Origin of the sequence: Methylocaldum marinum, from assembly GCF_003584645.1 — a bacterium.
In the GTDB taxonomy this organism is placed as follows: domain Bacteria; phylum Pseudomonadota; class Gammaproteobacteria; order Methylococcales; family Methylococcaceae; genus Methylocaldum; species Methylocaldum marinum.
In genome coordinates this window covers 530,907-546,775 of record NZ_AP017928.1, presented here as the reverse complement: position 1 = coordinate 546,775, position 15,869 = coordinate 530,907, and the positions used below count along the sequence as shown (strand labels likewise).

Annotated in this window: 20 protein-coding genes, 1 tRNA gene and 1 pseudogene; 13 read left to right on the top strand and 9 right to left on the bottom strand. The window is 60.3% G+C overall.

The window, feature by feature from the left end; all coding sequences use genetic code 11:
• Window positions 1-41: 41 nt before the first annotated feature.
• The 5 genes from tnpB to sS8_RS30125 are packed head-to-tail and all read right to left on the bottom strand — an operon-like array spanning window position 42 to window position 1,941.
• Window positions 42-383: an IS66 family insertion sequence element accessory protein TnpB gene (gene tnpB / locus sS8_RS02405; protein WP_119627852.1), complete on the bottom strand. Its 342-nt coding sequence runs from the start codon at window positions 381-383 to the stop codon at window positions 42-44.
• Window positions 383-685, bottom strand: a complete 303-nt coding sequence (gene tnpA / locus sS8_RS02400; RefSeq protein ID WP_119627851.1) for an IS66 family insertion sequence element accessory protein TnpA — start codon at window positions 683-685, stop codon at window positions 383-385. The genes tnpB and tnpA overlap by 1 nt, the downstream gene beginning before the upstream one ends.
• 55 nt (window positions 686-740) lie before the next feature.
• Window positions 741-944 carry a hypothetical protein gene (locus sS8_RS02395; protein WP_119628259.1) on the bottom strand — a complete coding sequence of 68 codons (204 nt, stop codon included), beginning with the start codon at window positions 942-944 and terminating at the stop codon, window positions 741-743.
• Window positions 944-1,600, bottom strand: a complete 657-nt coding sequence (locus sS8_RS30130) for a TIGR03751 family conjugal transfer lipoprotein (RefSeq protein ID WP_456299281.1) — start codon at window positions 1,598-1,600, stop codon at window positions 944-946. The genes sS8_RS02395 and sS8_RS30130 overlap by 1 nt, the downstream gene beginning before the upstream one ends.
• 14 nt (window positions 1,601-1,614) lie before the next feature.
• Window positions 1,615-1,941: a hypothetical protein gene (locus tag sS8_RS30125; RefSeq protein WP_456299280.1), complete on the bottom strand. Its 327-nt coding sequence runs from the start codon at window positions 1,939-1,941 to the stop codon at window positions 1,615-1,617.
• On the opposite strand from sS8_RS30125, the gene sS8_RS02385 reads away from it, so the two are divergent.
• The 10 genes and pseudogenes from sS8_RS02385 to sS8_RS28890 all read left to right on the top strand — a co-directional run bounded on the left by sS8_RS02385 (window position 1,930) and on the right by sS8_RS28890 (window position 8,783).
• Entirely contained in the window at window positions 1,930-2,502 is a 573-nt protein-coding gene (locus sS8_RS02385) for an ArsA-related P-loop ATPase (RefSeq protein WP_456299279.1), read from the top strand. The two genes, sS8_RS30125 and sS8_RS02385, sit on opposite strands and share 12 nt — an antisense overlap.
• A complete protein-coding gene (locus sS8_RS30120) occupies window positions 2,499-2,642 on the top strand; it encodes a hypothetical protein (RefSeq protein WP_456299278.1) in 144 nt (47 codons plus the stop codon). The genes sS8_RS02385 and sS8_RS30120 overlap by 4 nt, the downstream gene beginning before the upstream one ends.
• 438 nt (window positions 2,643-3,080) lie before the next feature.
• On the top strand, window positions 3,081-5,309 hold the full coding sequence (locus sS8_RS02380; protein WP_119632577.1) for a phosphocholine-specific phospholipase C: 2,229 nt from the start codon (window positions 3,081-3,083) through the stop codon (window positions 5,307-5,309).
• Between the two features lie 687 nt (window positions 5,310-5,996).
• Window positions 5,997-6,263 carry an alkaline phosphatase PhoX gene (locus sS8_RS28540; RefSeq protein WP_197716757.1) on the top strand — a complete coding sequence of 89 codons (267 nt, stop codon included), beginning with the start codon at window positions 5,997-5,999 and terminating at the stop codon, window positions 6,261-6,263.
• A gap of 165 nt (window positions 6,264-6,428) precedes the next feature.
• Window positions 6,429-6,695 (top strand): hypothetical protein, encoded by a 267-nt coding sequence (locus sS8_RS28535; RefSeq protein WP_197716662.1) that lies wholly within the window; start codon window positions 6,429-6,431, stop codon window positions 6,693-6,695.
• 12 nt (window positions 6,696-6,707) lie between these two features.
• Window positions 6,708-6,983 (top strand): annotated as a pseudogene (locus tag sS8_RS28530) (alkaline phosphatase PhoX); the annotation flags it as partial.
• 270 nt (window positions 6,984-7,253) lie between these two features.
• Complete coding sequence (gene tatA, locus sS8_RS02370) at window positions 7,254-7,472, top strand: twin-arginine translocase TatA/TatE family subunit (protein ID WP_119628257.1); 219 nt, start codon at window positions 7,254-7,256, stop codon at window positions 7,470-7,472.
• A 23-nt stretch (window positions 7,473-7,495) separates the two neighbouring features.
• Entirely contained in the window at window positions 7,496-7,756 is a 261-nt protein-coding gene (tatB, locus tag sS8_RS02365) for a Sec-independent protein translocase protein TatB (protein WP_119628256.1), read from the top strand.
• A 141-nt stretch (window positions 7,757-7,897) separates the two neighbouring features.
• Window positions 7,898-8,164, top strand: coding sequence for a twin-arginine translocase subunit TatC (locus sS8_RS02360; RefSeq protein ID WP_331852279.1), 267 nt, complete (start codon window positions 7,898-7,900; stop codon window positions 8,162-8,164).
• Window positions 8,165-8,414: 250 nt separating this feature from the next.
• Window positions 8,415-8,783 (top strand): twin-arginine translocase subunit TatC, encoded by a 369-nt coding sequence (locus sS8_RS28890; protein WP_119628255.1) that lies wholly within the window; start codon window positions 8,415-8,417, stop codon window positions 8,781-8,783.
• A gap of 249 nt (window positions 8,784-9,032) precedes the next feature.
• Here sS8_RS28890 and sS8_RS02350 read toward each other — a convergent pair.
• Both sS8_RS02350 and sS8_RS02345 read right to left on the bottom strand, forming a co-directional pair.
• Window positions 9,033-9,108, bottom strand: a tRNA-Thr gene (locus tag sS8_RS02350).
• Between the two features lie 122 nt (window positions 9,109-9,230).
• Window positions 9,231-10,301 (bottom strand): NAD(P)-dependent alcohol dehydrogenase, encoded by a 1,071-nt coding sequence (locus tag sS8_RS02345; RefSeq protein WP_119628254.1) that lies wholly within the window; start codon window positions 10,299-10,301, stop codon window positions 9,231-9,233.
• A 460-nt stretch (window positions 10,302-10,761) separates the two neighbouring features.
• On the opposite strand from sS8_RS02345, the gene sS8_RS02340 reads away from it, so the two are divergent.
• The gene (locus tag sS8_RS02340) at window positions 10,762-11,268 is read left to right on the top strand and encodes a TorF family putative porin (protein WP_119628253.1); all 507 of its coding nucleotides are present in this window, start codon (window positions 10,762-10,764) and stop codon (window positions 11,266-11,268) included.
• Between the two features lie 391 nt (window positions 11,269-11,659).
• Window positions 11,660-13,144, top strand: coding sequence for an MFS transporter (locus sS8_RS02335; RefSeq protein WP_197716661.1), 1,485 nt, complete (start codon window positions 11,660-11,662; stop codon window positions 13,142-13,144).
• Between the two features lie 140 nt (window positions 13,145-13,284).
• Here the strand turns inward: sS8_RS02335 and sS8_RS02330 are convergent, their stop codons facing one another.
• Both sS8_RS02330 and sS8_RS28445 read right to left on the bottom strand, forming a co-directional pair.
• Window positions 13,285-13,794 carry a hypothetical protein gene (locus sS8_RS02330; RefSeq protein ID WP_119628252.1) on the bottom strand — a complete coding sequence of 170 codons (510 nt, stop codon included), beginning with the start codon at window positions 13,792-13,794 and terminating at the stop codon, window positions 13,285-13,287.
• 260 nt (window positions 13,795-14,054) lie between these two features.
• The gene (locus sS8_RS28445) at window positions 14,055-14,531 is read right to left on the bottom strand and encodes a hypothetical protein (protein WP_179952394.1); all 477 of its coding nucleotides are present in this window, start codon (window positions 14,529-14,531) and stop codon (window positions 14,055-14,057) included.
• An 807-nt stretch (window positions 14,532-15,338) separates the two neighbouring features.
• Between sS8_RS28445 and sS8_RS02320 the strand changes: the two genes are divergently transcribed.
• Complete coding sequence (locus sS8_RS02320; protein ID WP_119628251.1) at window positions 15,339-15,590, top strand: hypothetical protein; 252 nt, start codon at window positions 15,339-15,341, stop codon at window positions 15,588-15,590.
• Window positions 15,591-15,869: the final 279 nt, after the last annotated feature.

Sequence of the window (15,869 nt, the reverse complement as noted above, 5' to 3'; positions counted from 1 at the left end):
CCGAAAGCCCAGCTCTGATGCGGGTTTCAGGCACTTTCGACTCAGCCGACCCGACCCGCGCGAACCGCGCGGAAACGGGCCACCGTCAGGTCCACGCCTTCCAGCAACAGCAGCAGGTCCGAGCGCGAAATCGTCCCCTGAACCGGCTTGCGGAAGCGGCCTTTCTCCAGCCGCTTGTAGGCCAGCCAGAAACCGTGACGATCCCACCACAACAGCTTCACCTTGTCCCGGCCCCGGTTGAAAAACACGAACACCGCACCCGATAACGGCGAATGCCCCAGACTGCTCTCCACCGCCAGCGCCAAACCATCGATGGACTTGCGCAAATCGACCGGCTCGGCCACCACATACACCGCCGCCGCACTCAGAATCGTCGCCAGCATCACGAGACCAATGCGGCCACCACCTGCTTCAACAACCCGGCATCGAACCCCGGTTTCACCTCGATGCGAACCCCGCCCACCGACAACCACAGACCACCGACTGCTGTCTCACCGCCATCTACCCGCATCAACGTCAGTGGCGCCACCACCGCTGGCTGCGCTACGCGTCGACGCCAGTAGATGAACGCCGCATAGCTGACCGCCTCGCGCGCACACCAAGCGCGCACCGACAACCCACTCCCTGCCTGTTGCTCCAGCAGGACCCGCCAATGCATCTCTCGTTCTTGTTTCGTCATCGCCATCTCCTCCTCTTCGGGAATATGGCGATACTGTGACTCAGGCGCTAATCGGTGGGAATTATGCGGACAGCCGGACGCTTACGAGCAGAAAGACCCGGTGTTCGGGATCGCAGTCGAGCCAGGGCAGATGGTTGGTGAAACAGCTCGGCCGCTCGTAGCGCCGCCTGACGTCCGTCTCGGTGGGCGGCGTGGTCCGGTCGAACGGCCCGCGTGGCGCGGGTTCGGTGGCTCGGGGTTTGGACAGGAACGAAAACAGCGGCATCACCAGCCCTCCGCTTCGCCCGGCAAGGCGTATTCCACCGTCTCGTACATCGGAAAGCTGGTGGCATAGCCCGGCACCGGATGGCCCTGGGGCGAGAGGTGCGGGAACACGTACAGGACGAGGTCCGGATTCGGCAGGCGCGGGAAGAGTTGCTGGATCTCGCTGTGGGCCTCGCGGGTCCAGCCGTCCAGGCTCACGGCGGCGTGGCCGGGGCCGCGCACGCCCCGCTCCCGTCGGGCGCCTTCCGTTCGGCGCTGCCGGGTTTTTTCGAAATGGGCATCGTAAACCTCCCGCATGGTGGGTCCCCCCCCTGTGGCAGCAGGGTGTCCTTGCTGCCGGTGGCGCAGCCGACCCGGTGGTGGGGGCCGCGCGCCTTGGGCCTGGGCGCTCTGCTGCTCTTTCCGTTGCACGCCCTGATCATCGGAACTCAGGGTGCGGATCGTGCCGTCGTCGAACACGAACGTCACCGAATGCAGGGTGCCCCGGACACAAGAGAGCGCCCAGTCGCCGATCGCGGTCCCGGAGAAGATCATGCCGTCGACGCCCGGAATCTCGAGCCCGTTGGCGGCGAGGTTGTCGGAGCCCACGATCACCTTTAAGGGATACGGGTCCTCCACCTGGCCTTTGATCGGAATCCGCCCGATCAGCGCGGTCATGCCGGTGGAGCCGATCAGGGTGGCGTTCCGCGGCACCGGGTAGGCCGGTTCCGGCGCAGCGGTGGGATGGGCGGCGCCCCCGCCGAGCCCGGCATGGTCCAGGAGGGGGTTTTCGCCGACGCGCGGAATCCTACGAAGAGCGCAAGCACCAGCGCGAACGTACCGAGAAACAGACGATCGAAATGGAGGACCGGACTTTCGATACGCCTGACCTGTCTCACCTGATCGAGCAAGTGGCCGAAACATGGCCTGGTGATGCTCATGGGCAAAGGCGGCGTGGGCAAAACCACCCAGACCGCCGCATTGCCGTGGGTTTGGCGCGACGTGGAATGCCGGTGCATCTCACCACCTCCGATCCGGCCGCATACTTGACCGAGACACTGCCCGAATTGATCGAGCACCTGACCGTCAGTCGTATCGATCCGCAAGTGGAAACCAAGCGTTATCGCGCTCATGTGCTGGAAACCAAAGCCAAGGACCTCGACGCTCAGGGTCGGGTGCTGCCGGAAGAGGACTTGCGCTCACCCTGCACCGAGGAAATCGCGGTTTTTCAGGCTTTCTCCCGCATCATCCGCGAGGCCGGCAAGAAATTTGTGGTTATGGACATCGCTCCCACCGGCCACACCCTGTTGCTGTTGGACGCGACCGGAGCCTACCACCGTGAAGTGGTTCGCCAAAATGCGCAGAGACATGCATTACACCACCCCGATGATGCGGCTGCAGGATCCCAAGCAGACCAGGATTCCTATCGCAACCTTGGCGGAGACGACGCCCGTGCTGGAAGCCGCCAACCTGCAGAACGATCTTCGCCGTGCCGGCATCGAGCCGTGGGCCTGGATCATCAACCAAAGCCTGGCTGCAAGCCAGAAGCTGTTCGCCCCTGCTGCGGAAGCGGGCCATGAACGAACGGCCCCGGATCGAGGCGGTCGCAAGCCGTCATGCTTCCCGTTACGCCGTCGTTGCACTGCAAAACGACGGGCCGGTCGGTGTCGAACGCCTGCAAGCCTTGGCGGAAAGCCCGACAGGGGCCAAGAGTTCATAGGGGCTCTGATGCCGCCATCGCAGCAACAATCGAATTCACAGGAGTAATCATGACTGACCCACGAAATGACGACGTTCGAGATTCGGTACACCAGACCTATATGCAGGGAGAGCATGCAAAACCGGGGAAGGCCGTCGGATCGATGGACGTCATTGGCTGGGGGTAACGGAAAACCGGTCATTTCCGTTACCCCTCCTATCCTTCCCCAATGGCGGCAGCACGCATTGGATTTCCTTCTTGGTTGCGACGTCGGGCAGGAACATTGGCGAAAACTCGGATACATCAATTGTGGTTCCCGCCGTACTCCAAAAGTTCATAAGTCCGTAATCCAACGGTCATTTCCGTTGCCAATAATCGCCGACGCTCGCCGTTTGCGGATTTTGGGGTCCACGCCGGCGACCTCGTCGTTTCATGACAGAACAAAACGGAGGTCATTTCATGTCCGATCACCAAGACGATCACACCCACGATCCGAAGCGCCGCCATTTTCTGCGCTCTAGCGCCGCCATGGCGGGCGCGACGGCCGCGTTATCCGTGATGCCGCCCGCAATCCACAAGGCGCTTGCCATCCCTGCCCACGAACGCACACGCTCGATTAAGGATGTGAAACACATCGTCATCCTGATGCAGGAGAACCGCTCCTTTGATCACTACTTCGGCGCGCTGCGGGGCGTGCGCGGTTTCGGCGACCGCTTCCCGATCCCGCTCGCCAGCGGCAAACCGGTGTGGTTTGAATCCGACGGCTCGCGTGAGATCACGCCCTATCGCCTCGACAAGAGCACGATGAACGCGGCGCTCATCCCTTCCACACCACACAACTTCCCAGACGCGCAGCTGGCGTGGAATCAGGGCAAGTTCGGCTACTGGGCGAAGGCCAAAACGCAGTACTCGATGGGCTACTACACGCGCGAGGAGGCGCCGTTCCAGTGGGCGCTGGCCGAGGCCTTCACCATCTGCGACAACTACTTCTGCTCGGTACAGAGCGGCACCGATCCGAACCGCATCGTGTTCTGGTCCGGCTCGGGCTTCGACCCGGCGCAGCGCGCGGCCGGTATCAACTGCACCGACACGAACGGCGAACCGGTCAACCTGCGCTGCTGGATCAAGGGCGCCCTGCCGGAGCCCGGCTACACCTACCAGGGCAGCGCGTTCAACTGGGCGACGATTCCGGACGTGCTTGAGGCCGCCGGCATCAGCTGGCGTATCTATCAGAACCCGAACGATAACTGGACCGGGGCGATGCACGGGTGCCTCGCCTTCGAAAGTTTCCGCACCGCGCAGCCCGACTCTCCACTCTACAAGAACGGGATGACGCACTGGTCGCTCGACGATCTGAGGCAACACGTACTCGACGACACCCTGCCCGAGGTGTCCTGGGTGCTGCCCTCGCGCCTGCAATCCGAGCATCCGGGTGGACCTTCGAGCCCCGCGCGCGGCGGCGACTTCACGCACCAGGTGTTGGATGCGCTCACAGCGAACCCCGAAGTGTGGAGCAAGACGGTGTTCTTCCTCACCTTCGACGAGAACGATGGCCTGTTCGACCATGTGCCGCCGCCCGCAGTGCCGTCGTACAACATCGACGGCAGTCTCGCCGGCGACTCCACCATTCCGCTGGAGGGCATGTATTTCCACGACGTCGACAACAAGTACGTGCGCGCCGAGGACACGATCTCCGGCAACCTGCGCCCGTGGGGCCTCGGCCCGCGCGTGCCCATGTACGTGGTTTCGCCCTGGAGCCGCGGCGGCTGGGTCTCCTCGCAGGTGTTCGATCACACTTCCGTGGGCCAGTTCATCGAGAAGCGCTTCGGCGTCACGATTCCGGCCATCACGCCTTGGCACCGCACGGTGTGCGGCGACCTGACGTCGGCCTTCGATTTCGAGCATCCGAACGATCGGCGTTTTCCGCAACTGCCCGATACGAGCAACTACGAAGAAATCGAAGCGGTGTCGAAAACCCTGCCGCCGCCGAGTGCGCCGGCCACGCCGCAACCGCTGTACCAGGAGCTCGGCATGCGCTGGTCGCGTTCGCTGCCTTACGAGTTGAACGTCACCGGCTCAGTCACCGACCAAGGGCGCATCAACCTGCACTTCAGCAACAGCGGCAAGCAGGGCGCGGTCTTCCATGTTTACGACAAGTTACACCTCGATCACATCCCGCGCCGCTACACCGTGGAAGCCGGCAAGATGCTCTCGGACGACTTCTGGGACACCTATGCGAGCGACAATGGTGCGTACGATCTGTGGGTCTATGGCGCCAACGGTTTTGTGCGCAGCTTCGCGGGCCTGGCCGTCGTTCCAGCCCTGGTCCGCCCGGAGGCCTGGCTCAGCTACGATGCTAAACACCGCAAGATAAAACTCACGCTCCGCAACGCCGGTACGCGGCCGGTAGAGTTTACGGTCAACGCAACCGCCTACCGCCTGGATCGCGTGCGTAACTTCGTGGTCCCTCCGGGCAAGATTCTGCAACGGGTGTTCAGTCTGGAGCGCACCGGCAACTGGTACGACCTAATCGTTCAAGCCGAGAACTTCGAGCGGCGCTTCGCCGGCCGACTCGAAACCGGGAAGGATACAGTCAGCGACCCGCTGATGGGTCACGATTCGAGCCCTTCGACCGAGGCTTCGTCGGCCGTTTCGGACCCGAGCCATAAGGCGTCAGTGATCGGATGATCGATCACCGTCGCCGAAGCGCTCGGACCGAGTGACAACAGGGAACTAGTGCTTAATCGCTCTAATCAGCGAATACAAAAACCCACATATAATCAATTTGTTATATTGGATTTTTGTATCGTTTATTTTTGCAATTAAGCACTAGAAGCCGGTTCAGTCGTGCCTCGCAATGACAGGGAGGGTTGTCGTTGCGAGGCGAAAATAGGACATCTATTTTGGCGGATACCTATGGGCAATACCGGGGGCGCCAAGCTGTAATCAGATCGACTCACACCTGTCATTTTTGGATTCCAGTATGCGTCCATGGACATTCTCGTAACGCAATCCGCGCCATCGATTCCGATTGGACGGAAGGTCGTAGCGGGAAAACGCTTGGACTGGCGGCTTCCAGACCGATGACAGCATAATAACCGGAGCTCGCATCCCGACTCGTGACGACCATATCGATTTGATCCGCGACCTGGCGGTCGCCGACACCAAGAAAGAACTCGACTCCAACTAGACACTCAGCCGCCGCGGTTTCATCAAGCGCGGTATCGCCGCTGTCGCCATGCCATACAGCATCCTCGGTTCGGGCCAGGCCCGCGCCGAAAATATCCCCTTCAGCCCCGCTTACGGTCCGCTCTCGCCGGTATTTGACGAAGCTATCGGGCTGCCACTGCTGAATCTGCCGGAAGGCTTCAGGTACTGGTCGTACGGCTGGACCGGCGACATCATGGACGACGGCATTCCGATTGGAATTCGTGGATCAGCCGCGAGGAAACCACCAACGGCCTGCACACCAATCCCGCCTACACCAAACAGCACGGCTACTGCTTCGACGTCCCGGCGATTGGCGAAGCCAAGCCTATCGCGCTGGTCGACATGGGCTGCTTCAGCCACGAAGCCATCGCGGTCGATCCGGCCACCGGCATCGTTTACGAGAGCGAGGACAGCACGCCGTCCGGTTTCTAGCGCTTCATTCCCAACCTGCCGGGCAGGCCGGCCAGGGGCGGCAGGCTGCAGATGATGAAACTCGTTGTTGCTCCCAATGCCACCCGCACAATCAATGGCGTTTCTTACCCCTACTACGACACCGGCGTCGCCTAGCCTGCGGGTGCAAGCTGAGATGTCGAGTGGGTGGATATCGAGGAGCCGAACAAGCCCTTCATCACCGGCACCATATACGGCCGCGTGGTTTCCCAGGGCATCGTGCAAGGCGCCGCAAGCCTGCGTCGGTGCGAAGGCGTGTGGTACGGCAACGGCATCATTTATGTCTGCTCGATCAGCGGCGGTGTTACGGGCCGCGGCCAGATCGTCGCCTACGATTCTGTCAACGAAACCTTCAGCCTGGTTTACCAGTCGACCGATCGCAACGTGTTGGACAACCCGGACAACATCGCCTGAAGCCCGCGCGGCGGCCTGATCCTCTGCGAAGCCGGCAGCAACGCCGTCTCCCGCATGCACGGTCTGACTGTGGACGGAAAGATCTTCCCGTTCTGTGAGAACAACATGGACTTCAGAGCCGAGGGCATGGGCTCGATTTCGCGTAAGGGTGTCACCTACAGCAGCAACCAGCGCGGTGCGGAGTTCGCCGGCGCGACCTTCCAGGACGAGTGGCTGTTCGTCAATATCCAGGCCAACCCGGACATTACCTTCGCCATCACCGGGCCGTGGAGTAACGGCGCGCTTTAAAACAATACAGCGCAGCCACACAGGGAGTTGCGGACAGTCCTCACAGGGCGACGTAAATCGGGAAAGAACGGATACCCGGCTCCATCGGTTACAGTCACATCATCCCCCGGGGCATTCGCGAAGAATGTCTTGGGGATGACAGGGACCGATCACGTCAATGCGCCCCGGATACGAACAACCCAACCGTAAACACCGTTTGGTCGTTCTTCCGTAACACGTGCCTGGTAACGTATACGGACTTCATTCAAAATTTGATTTTTAGAGGTACACATGGGCATAGGCGTTTGGCAAGTGTTGCTGGTTTTTATGATCGTCCTTCTGGTTTTCGGCACCAAGAAGCTGCGGACCATAGGTGGCGATCTGGGCGGGGCGATTCGGAGTTTCAGAAAGTCCATGAACGAAACAGAGGACGAAAAGTCTCCCGTTGGCGGACGCGATGGGGAATTCGAGCAAACCCCGCAGTCCGATATCGCAAGCCCGAAGGTTTAAGCTCTCTTCGAGCGTCCGTCGTTATGTTCGAGATCGGCTTTTGGGAAATGGTGCTCGTGGGCGCTGTCGGCCTCCTGGTCTTGGGGCCCGAGCGGTTGCCTCGCGTGGCCAGGGAAACGGCGCAGTGGGTTCGGAAGACAAAGTCCGTCATGGGGTCGTTAAGGCGGACATTGATCGCGAACTGGAACTCGAAGAGATCAGGCTTCATCGAACATGAACGCCGGCAGGCGTACCGCTCTCCTGGACGGGACGCCGGCATCCCGTATTACGCGGGCGAGCGCTGAGCCGGAAACGCAGGCCACCACAATCGGTAACGATAAGAATGCGGAACGGAAAGCCTGAATTGGAATCCGAGTGTCTTGGCGAAATGGGCTGGATGAGCCATTTGGTCGGACTGAGAGATCGATTGCAGATCCGTTCTCGCCGTGCTACTGCTTTTTCTCGGGTTGGTTTATTTCGCCAATCCCATCTATTCCTGTCTGGCCGAGCCGCTGATGCGGCATTTGCCGGCGGGCTCGCAAATGATCGCCATCGAGGTAGCCTCGCCGTTTCTGACTCCCTTCAAGCTGACCTTGGCGTTGGCGGTGGTCCTCACCGTGCCGTTCATCCTCTACCAAGCCTGGGCCTTCGTCGCACCCGGCCTTTATCGTCATGAAAGACGACGCATGCGCTGCGAGACATGGAGCGAGTGAGCGAGCGAGTCGAGTAGTCCCCGGAAGCCCGAGCGCCGGGTGTGAGACCGAAGGTCGACGCGATAGCGGCGGTCGGAGGTCTCACACAAGGCATCGCGACCGGGCGTCGAGTCATCTGCGAGCGGTGTCCGGACCCCTTGTTGGGTCCGGACCAGACGAGCGGGGACGGCCGGGGCGCCGAAGGCAATAACTCGTCGCCAATTTTTTGCTCCTTTTGGTGACTTGGAGGTCCCAAAAGGTTTCGCAAAAAATGGCGACGCAATCGTTCATCCCGCTCTTGCTGGCCGGCACGATCTTGTTCTACGTCGGCATCGCATTCGCCTATTTCGCGGTCTTTCCTGTGATATTCGGCTTCATGGCCGCTGCCGCCCCGCAGGGAGTCGCCGTCATGACCGATATTTCCCATTATCTCGATTTCGTGCTGTCTCTCTTGCTTGCCTTCGGCGCCGTGTTCGAAGTTCCGAGACTCACCTTGCTCCTGGTCAAGAGCGGTGCGGTCGATTACCGCGAAATCACCGCCAATTGGAAAATTGGAAATGAGTTTGGATTTGCAGTCGCTGGCGGACTTCATCGGAAAAACGCATTTTCAATCGTAAAACTGGCGACAGTTGCAACATAGATCGCGATTTTGGGAGCCCTGACGCTCTGACCAGCCGCGCGGCTGTTCAACGTCTGCCCAGGATCAGATCTGCCTGTCCAGCCGGATTTGCCGACCGATATTGAGGAATTTTGGGATTATCGGTTCCCGAGCTGGCCATTCCTTACGTTGGGCTTACGTTTCTAGGAACATGTTTTGTGTCGCGGCGTAACCCCGAAGCAACCGCAGCAGAAATGAAAAGGCCTGCATCGCCGCAACCCTTTGAATTTATGGAGCCGGTGATAGGATTTGAACCTACGACCCGCACATTACGAATGTGCTGCTCTACCGACTGAGCTACACCGGCGTGGTGAAGCAGGCATTATAAAAACATATGGCGTGTTTATTCAAGGCGTCATGGCGATTCTGCGTGCTACCTCCGTTTCTTTTAGGCGGTTGAGAGCTTTCTTATTGGCTTTTGAATCAATGTCAGAACGAAAGCCAATCGCATGAACAGATAGGCTCATCCTGAACATCCACACTTTTGTTTTGCCGGCATAATACCTTCCTCCCTGTTAAGGCCGTGGCCGTTTCCTGCTTCAACGACGCCAGATCGATAACGAAGCGGTACTTTACATCGCTCTTCAGCATGCGGTGGTATGCGACATTGATTTCGTGGATGGGAATGCGTTCGATGTCCGAGACGATCCCGTCATCGGCACAGAAATCGAGCATTTCCTGCGTCTCCTTGATACCACCGATGAGCGAGCCGGTCATCTTTCTGCGCCTGAAGATTAGCTTGGCGCCCCCGCGCGATGGGTGCGGCGCATCCGGAACTCCGATCAGGCACAACGTGCCGTCGCGTTTGAGCAGCTCGATATAGGCGTCCAGGTTATGCGACGCAGCCACGGTGTCGAGGATAAAGTCGAAGCTGTTGAGATGTTGGCGCATCTCGTCGGGATTTTTTGAAATCACTACCTCGTCGGCGCCGAGCCGCTTGGCATCCTCGACCTTATCCGGAGAAGTCGTGAACAGCACTACATGTGCTCTAAACGCATGGGCAAACTTCACGCCCATGTGGCCCAAGCCTCCGAGTCCGACGATTCCGACCTTCTGGCCTTGGCCCACCTGCCAATGCCGTAGCGGCGAATAGGTGGTGATGCCAGCGCACAAGAGCGGCGCGGCCGCGGCGGGATCAAGCTTTTCGGGCAGGTGCAGTACGAAATGCTCATCGACCACGATCAAATTGGAGTACCCGCCGTAAGTCATCTTTCCCGTGTGCTTGTCGGGACTGTTATAAGTAAACGTGAGCGCGTTCTGGCAATACTGCTCCAGATTCTCGCGACAATCAGGACAGGTGCGGCAGGAATCGACCATGCACCCGACGGCAGCCATGTCGCCGGCTTTGAAGGCTTTCACCTCGCCACCGACCGTCGTCACCCGCCCGACAATCTCATGCCCAGGCACGACCGGGTAGGCTGTGTTCTGCCATTCGCTACGGACCGTATGGAGATCCGAATGGCAGATTCCGCAGTAGAGGATTTCAATCTGCACGTCCACCGATCATCCGGTGTATTCGAAGATATCCAACGCGATGGCCGGTTGCGGCCTTTCACCTTCCCCAGCGTCGCAACGCGCTGTCCAGGCAGGCTGCTTTTCGCTACGATGTTTTCTTGGGGGTCCGTAAGAAGTCTATCGGCACTTGCCTCATTACAGCCAGTGGATAGGCGTTTACGCGACTTGATCGCCCAACCGACTCAGGAAGAGTCTCCTATGACAAGCCAAAGCCCGCTCCCCCGGAACCCGCGCCGCTCAGCATCCGTGCGAGCCTCCCGCCATGCGCCATCCCTATCCGAGCCCGGACGTATCAGCGCCTGCCGTCCGTCGTCAACAGAAGATCGGTGGGTCAGCCGAATCCGCTCATGGCGAGCCGAGGCCATGCGTCCCGAAATCGGCTCTCGCCTGATCGTCCACGAATAGACAGCAGCCTTATCCCCTTGCCGAAAGCGTCGGACTTTTCATGAATCGTGAGGCTCCCTGGCTACTGCTCGCCTTGTTCAGTATGCCGGCGCTTGCCGACTTCAAGGGATCCGTGAGCTTTGCAACGAATTATGTTTATCGGGGCTATACGAAGAGCATGAACAACCCCGTCGGCCCGGGGAATCTGGAATACGAGCACGAACTGGGCCTATATGCCGGCCTTTGGGTGGCGCCGGTCAGTTTCGACGATGAATACCACGATGACCGAGCCCAGGTGGAAATCAATCCATATCTCGGTTGGGCAACCAAGTTTGCCAGGAACTGGAAGCTCGATCTCGCGGCCAGCCGGTATCTATACGATGGCAAAGTGTTCGGCCAGGACTCGGACTATAACGAACTCGACGGTTCGCTCCATTACCGCGATCTTCTGAGCGCTCGGGTGGCTTTCGCCTACGATACCTATAACCGTGGCGCCAAGACCTTGGCCTATGAACTGGTCGGCCGCTTACGCGGGAGGCGTTGCACCGAAAACGTGGAACAGCCATAACCGCTCTGAGGTGTCGAACACTCCCAAGTCGCCCCCTCGGCATTCCCGTTTTCTCGCTGCTCGTCACGCTTGATCGCACCTCGCCCGCAAGGCATGATTCGCCGAAATGGGCAATTAAGACCATTGAACCTAAATCCGGCAGTTGGCTACAACCTGAAAAGCGCTAGGCCCCCATCCCCAGCCCTTCTCCAAGACCCTCACCCGACCCTCTCCCAAAGGGAGAGGGCGTTTTGAAGTTCGGGAGAAGGGAGTTTAGCCCCTCTCCCTCTGGGAGAGAGGGGTTGGGTGAGGGAATGCGGCGGCTGATGGGGCATTGCGGTCATTTCGGAAATTCAACTGCGGTTTTTAGGTTGAATCTCCAATCGTTTCATCCTTTGGCCGGATACCGGGAATGGGCAGGATCACCCTGAAGAGCATCGTCGCCATACGCAGTTTCTTCACCGAACCGATGCAACTCGGTCGGCTGTTGACGACATCCTGGCGGTGGCAACACTACCACACGATTTGGACCGCGCTTTTCCTCGGCTGGGTCGTCTCCTACATCGACAGGTCGCTGACCGGACCCGTCGTCACCTGGATGATCACCAGCCAATCGTCGATTCTCGGCGACGTTACGAACCCGCACGCGTTCGGCGGACTGATCGGAAGTCTTTTTTTCGCCGGCTACATGCTCACTCAGTTTCCGGGTGGATATTTCGGCGACAAATACGGCCATCGCGTCGTCATTCTGATCAGCATTTTTTGGGCCGCGCTGACGACCCTGCTCACGGGATTCATCGGCGGACTGTTCTGGTTCGTCGCCCTGCGCGTACTCACCGGCCTCGGGGAAGGCGCGTTCTATTCCAACGACCGGTCGATCATCGCGCACACCACGCCGCCGGAAAAAATCGGCCTCGGCATGGGTATCGTCATCAGCGGCCTCACCCTCGGGCTGACCATCGCCCTGCTTGCGACACCGCCCGTCATCGCCGCCGCGCAACCCTGGCTCGGCCGGGAAGCGTGGCGCGCGCCGTTTCTGCTGATGAGCGTGCCGACACTGCTCGTAGGCTTGTTTCTGATACGCGCACTCCGGTCCGCGAAGCGCGACGGGGAAAACGCGGGTACCGCCCTGCGCGGGCTCACGGGATACTCCGCGGTATTCTTTGTCGCCATCATGGCCGTCTACTGGGCCGCGACCCGCCTCAGCGTCCCGCCGGGGACAACGGGATCGATCCTGGCCGCCTTCGCCGTCGCGTTTCTCGTTTATCTTTTCCTGGCCAAGCGCGACTCGGTCGGACCGGTTCTCTTCGATCGCAACCTGCTGCTCGTCTACCTGTCGGCCATGCCGATTCTCTGGCACCTGTGGCTCTACTCGTTCTGGGCAGTGGACATCATCAAGGACTCCGGCAGCAGCTTCATGGCGGCGGCGCTCACCGCCTCCTTCAACGCCATTGCCGGACTCATCGGCTTTCCGCTCGGCGGCTTTCTCTCCGATCGCAGAGTGCGCGCCGGGTCTAGCCGCAAGAGCGTGCTGGTCTGGCTGACGGCGGCCGAGGCGGCGACCATCCTGGCTTTCGCCGCGCTGATCATCCTCGGCATCCGAAACCCGGTCGTCGTATCTTTGCTGCTGTTCGTCTCCGGGCTGTTCTTCTTCGCCCAACAATCCGTATCGCACGCACTGACCGCGGAACTCGCTCCGCCCGAGCACCGCGGCATGGCCTTCGGGTTATGGAATCTCATTGCCGAGATCGGCGCGCTCCTGTCGCCGGTGGTTTCGGGCTCGCTGCGCGACCACACCGGCGGCTGGGGCGCCGTGCTGCTCCTCGACGGCGCGCTCATGACCGCAAGCTGCCTGCTCGTCCTGGGCGTGAAGAGAACCCGGGCGTCGCCGGGATAGCAACACTCGGCCCCACTCATCCGGTCGAACTCGATCCGGGGGGCGGATGCGCAGGGCGACCTCGAATCGGTGGGTTACGCGGAGCCTGTCCTGAGCCTGGCGAAGGGCCTGTCCCGAGCGGAGCCGAGGGGTTAACCCACCTACGGATTCGCCTCGTTCCGCAGGCCGAAGAACAGGGCGAAGAGCTCCCGCTCGCCGATGGCGCGGACCAGTTCTCTAAGGGCACAGTACACGAGCAACAATACCAGCAGCCACATTTGAACCAGCCAGAAATGAGGCCAAACGACCTCTTCCATGAGATGCTCCTGGGCCAAGGCGAAATTTCCGAACTTCGACAGAAAGGACGCCAAATGCTCCAGATACCGAACCAGCAGGGTGGCGAGAAAATAGATTCCGGCTTTCCACACGATGTTATAAATCAAAGGCTTTTCCGGAAAACGGTCGACAAACCGGAAATGGTCCGCGACCAGCACGACCTTGCCGACGATCAAGGCTCCGATAACGGCATTGGCGAAGCCGCCGGCCGGAATGTGGAACTCCCGCAAAACCAATTGCCGGGTCATGATGAGCAGACAGAAGCTCACGAAAAAGAACAGTGTCGGCGGAAGAATTGCGAGAAACTCGCGTTTTATCGCTTCCGGGATTTTCATGGCTGGTCTCCTGCCTCGCGCGAGCCGATCTATTTCTTTCTTCAGGTAGAGACATCATCCCGTCAGCCGACGGGTCTGCGCCGGGCGGTCATCGGAACGCCCCTGTCGCCGGGGACCGGCAGCGTGATGACGATGGCAGCGACGGCCAATTCATGGGATGGCTTACGACGAAAAAAGGGACGACCTCCGCTGCGCGAAGCCGGGTGGGGTATTTTTCCAATCGCCGCCGGACGAACCATTCCTGCATCGGCTGTCTTTCATCAAGGCGAAGGCACGGGCATATAAATGACGCCACCGCTGCCGTAAGCCTGGGTATACCAGGCAGAGCCGCACGGATAATAGGTCGCTCCCTTGAAGACGGCCGTGGTCGGGGCGCCGCAAGGCAGGCTTGCGGAGGGCTGAGGTGCGGTCTCCACCACCGTCGCGGACGATTCGGCCGGCTCTGACGATCGGCCCGCCGCGTAGCCTCCGACGGCGCCCAGCGCCGCCGCGACGGTAGCGACTTCGCCATCGTCCCAGTCGTCTTCGTCATGGTAGTAATACCCCGATGGCGGCGGTGGAGGGTAATATCCCGGCCGGTAGTAAGTTCCCTCATGGGATTCCGCGGCTTGCTGCCGGCTTTGCTGCACCCGCTGCTGCTGTTGCCGGCTCTGCTGGGCCTGCTGTCCGTATTGTTGCCGACTCTGCTGTTGCTGCGTGCGTGACAGCGGCTGGCCTTCTGCATTCTTATAGGTCAACACCGCCCGGAGCGGCAACGCCTGTATCGCATCGGCGATTCAGATCTGGTAGTCGACAGTCTCGGTACGCCCCGCCAAGTGATGCGTCGGCATCCCGTCGATCAAAGTTCTCTCCACGTATCAGCCGCCGCCCGCGGCGTCGGTACAGGGACTGCCGACGGCTCCGGACGCGTCGTCGCCCGCTTCTCCGCGCAGCTAACCGTAGTTGCCAAGATGGCGGCACACAATGTGGCGGGTGCCGCCAGCCACCATGGATTTACCTGCATCCGGTACCTCCTGATATCGAGAAGGTGGTTTGAAGCTGCATGAATCCGGCTACGAGCTTTTCCAAGCGTGTCCTATTAACCCGGCCTATAAATATAGGCCGGGTTAATCCGGAGCAGGGATGCCCAGGCACGGCGACAAGCCGCGTGAGCCCAGGCCGGCCGTGTACCGGCCTGGGCGGCGGCCCGTAAATACCCGGAGGGTATTTACGGGCCTAATTAATAATTAGTTCCGTGGGTCTCCTATTAAGTTTCGTGAGCGGACCGGCGCTCCCGGCTTATTTCCTACGCCTGCTTGCAGCGGCCGCTGACCTTGTTCCCGTTCCTGTCGAGACACCCCGGGAGCCGGTCTCGCCGGCGCAGAATTTCTCGATGCAGTAAACGACTTGTTTCCCGACCTGGCCGGTAAAACCGTGATAGCCTAGGTTTCAGGGCAGCGGCATAGAGGACGGAATCGCGCGAAAGAACGCGATCGCCGGTCGCAAGGCGTGGACCGCAGAGCCCCGGATTTCATCTCACAATTTTTGGCACGGGAGTTAAACATATGAGCGAAATTGACGGCTGGCTTTTGCAGGTCACCAGTGGCGATCCTCGCGACGGTGAACAAAAGGTCGAAATGTATGCCGCATGGATGGGTTCCGAGGATGAAGCGGCGGCGCTGGTGGCGAAGACTTTCTCCTTGGGAGAAGACCAGCTGGTGGCGATCGTCGATACCTTGTCCGCTGAGGAGTTGACCAAGCTCGGCTTGTCGCCGGGCGGAGCCTGCCCTTACGTCGAGGACCTCGTTACCGACTGACGCCGGCTCGAGAACCCCGCGGCGAGCCGGATGGACGCCGGTGCCCCCGCCGATGACGCACGGATAGACCGGACCTCAGATGGGGAGGGACGACTCCCCTGCTCTTCGGAAGGTTTTCCGCAAACCGAGGTTTTCAGTTTTCGCGAGTGGTGAAGACGAGTCTGCCGGCGCCCAGGGTGTCGGCCAGCGAGTTTTCTCTGCACGGACGGGAGGCAAGCGCGGCCAGCGGGGTTCGGCAGTAACCGTCAGTCTCGGATCGGTGTTCGAGCCGGCGGGCTT

Excerpts from the sequence above, each read along its gene's own strand:
- tnpB (WP_119627852.1), bottom strand. The coding sequence starts at position 383 with ATGCTGGCGACGATTCTGAGTGCGGCGGCGGTGTATGTGGTGGCCGAG.
- tnpA (WP_119627851.1), bottom strand. The coding sequence starts at position 685 with ATGGCGATGACGAAACAAGAACGAGAGATGCATTGGCGGGTCCTGCTG.
- sS8_RS02395 (WP_119628259.1), bottom strand. The coding sequence starts at position 944 with ATGCCGCTGTTTTCGTTCCTGTCCAAACCCCGAGCCACCGAACCCGCG.
- sS8_RS30130 (WP_456299281.1), bottom strand. The coding sequence starts at position 1,600 with ATGACCGCGCTGATCGGGCGGATTCCGATCAAAGGCCAGGTGGAGGAC.
- sS8_RS02385 (WP_456299279.1), top strand. The coding sequence starts at position 1,930 with ATGCCGGTGCATCTCACCACCTCCGATCCGGCCGCATACTTGACCGAG.
- sS8_RS30125 (WP_456299280.1), bottom strand. The coding sequence starts at position 1,941 with ATGCACCGGCATTCCACGTCGCGCCAAACCCACGGCAATGCGGCGGTC.
- sS8_RS30120 (WP_456299278.1), top strand. The coding sequence starts at position 2,499 with ATGAACGAACGGCCCCGGATCGAGGCGGTCGCAAGCCGTCATGCTTCC.
- sS8_RS02380 (WP_119632577.1), top strand. The coding sequence starts at position 3,081 with ATGTCCGATCACCAAGACGATCACACCCACGATCCGAAGCGCCGCCAT.
- tatA (WP_119628257.1), top strand. The coding sequence starts at position 7,254 with ATGGGCATAGGCGTTTGGCAAGTGTTGCTGGTTTTTATGATCGTCCTT.
- tatB (WP_119628256.1), top strand. The coding sequence starts at position 7,496 with ATGTTCGAGATCGGCTTTTGGGAAATGGTGCTCGTGGGCGCTGTCGGC.
- sS8_RS28890 (WP_119628255.1), top strand. The coding sequence starts at position 8,415 with ATGGCGACGCAATCGTTCATCCCGCTCTTGCTGGCCGGCACGATCTTG.
- sS8_RS02340 (WP_119628253.1), top strand. The coding sequence starts at position 10,762 with ATGAATCGTGAGGCTCCCTGGCTACTGCTCGCCTTGTTCAGTATGCCG.
- sS8_RS02335 (WP_197716661.1), top strand. The coding sequence starts at position 11,660 with ATGGGCAGGATCACCCTGAAGAGCATCGTCGCCATACGCAGTTTCTTC.
- sS8_RS02330 (WP_119628252.1), bottom strand. The coding sequence starts at position 13,794 with ATGAAAATCCCGGAAGCGATAAAACGCGAGTTTCTCGCAATTCTTCCG.
- sS8_RS02320 (WP_119628251.1), top strand. The coding sequence starts at position 15,339 with ATGAGCGAAATTGACGGCTGGCTTTTGCAGGTCACCAGTGGCGATCCT.